General features: G+C 71.4%; 1 protein-coding gene. It reads left to right on the forward strand.

Annotated elements, in window-relative coordinates:
• The coding region (locus TNCT1_RS35435; protein WP_174266566.1) for a beta-ketoacyl synthase N-terminal-like domain-containing protein at positions 1-1,104 on the forward strand (1,104 nt) is incomplete at both ends.

Below are 1,104 nucleotides of genomic sequence, written 5' to 3' on the forward strand. Positions count from 1 at the left end.
CATGGTCTACGGCCCCTCCCAGCGTTCCGTGACCGGGCTGCGCACCGGCACCGACCCCGACGGACGCCCCCAAGTCCTGGCCGAACTGCGCCTGCCGCCCGAGGCGGAGCCTCTCGGCGTCGCTGGTCTCATGCACCCGAGCATCCTCGACGGCGCCCTCCAGGCCACGATCGGCCTGTGGCTGGCGGAGGAGTCCGACGGCCGGTCGACCGGGCTCGCCCTGCCCTTCGCCCTGGACCGCGCCGAAGTCGTCGCCGCCACCCCCACCACCGCGTACGCGTGGATCCGGCACCGGCCCGGCTCGGACACCGGCGACGGCACGGCCCGCCTCGACGTCACCGTCCTCGACGAGCACGGCCGGGTGTGCGTGGAGCTGACCGGTCTTTCGACCCGCCTGCTGCCGGACACGGCTCCCCGGCGGACGACTGCCGTCGCGGCCGTGACCGACCCGGAACCGGCGCCCGTGCGTGACGGTGACATCGCGATCATCGGGGTCAGCGGCCGGTATCCGGAGGCGGCCGATCTCGACGAGTTCTGGCAGAACCTGCGTTCGGGCCGGGACAGCGTGCGTGAGGTCCCGGCGGATCGCTGGGACCGGCAGCGGTACGCGGATGCCGGTGCCGGTTCCTGGGGCGGCTTCCTCGACGACATCGACCGGTTCGACCCGCTGTTCTTCCAGATATCGCTGCTGGAGGCGGACCATCTCGACCCGCAGGAGCGCCTGTTCCTGCAGTGCGCCCACCACACCCTGGAGGACGCCGGGTACACCGCCGACCGTCTCTCCCGGGGCGGCAGAGTCGGGGTCTACGTCGGGGTGATGTACCAGGAGTATCAGCTCCTCGGCGCGCAGGCGCAGGAGCGCGGCAGGCCCGACGCCTTGTGGGGCAGTGCTTCCACGGTCGCGAACCGGGTGTCGTACTTCTACGACTTCCGCGGCCCGAGCCTGGCCGTGGACACCATGTGCTCGTCGTCGTTGACCTCGATCCATCTGGCCTGTGAGGCGATCCGTGGTGGGCAGTGCGACACCGCGCTCGCGGGCGGCGTCAATCTCACCCCGCACCCCAACAAGTATCTGGTGCTCGGCCGGCGTGACTTCCTCTCCAG

Source organism: Streptomyces sp. 1-11 (assembly GCF_007176755.1).
Classification (GTDB): Bacteria; Actinomycetota; Actinomycetes; order Streptomycetales; family Streptomycetaceae; genus Streptomyces.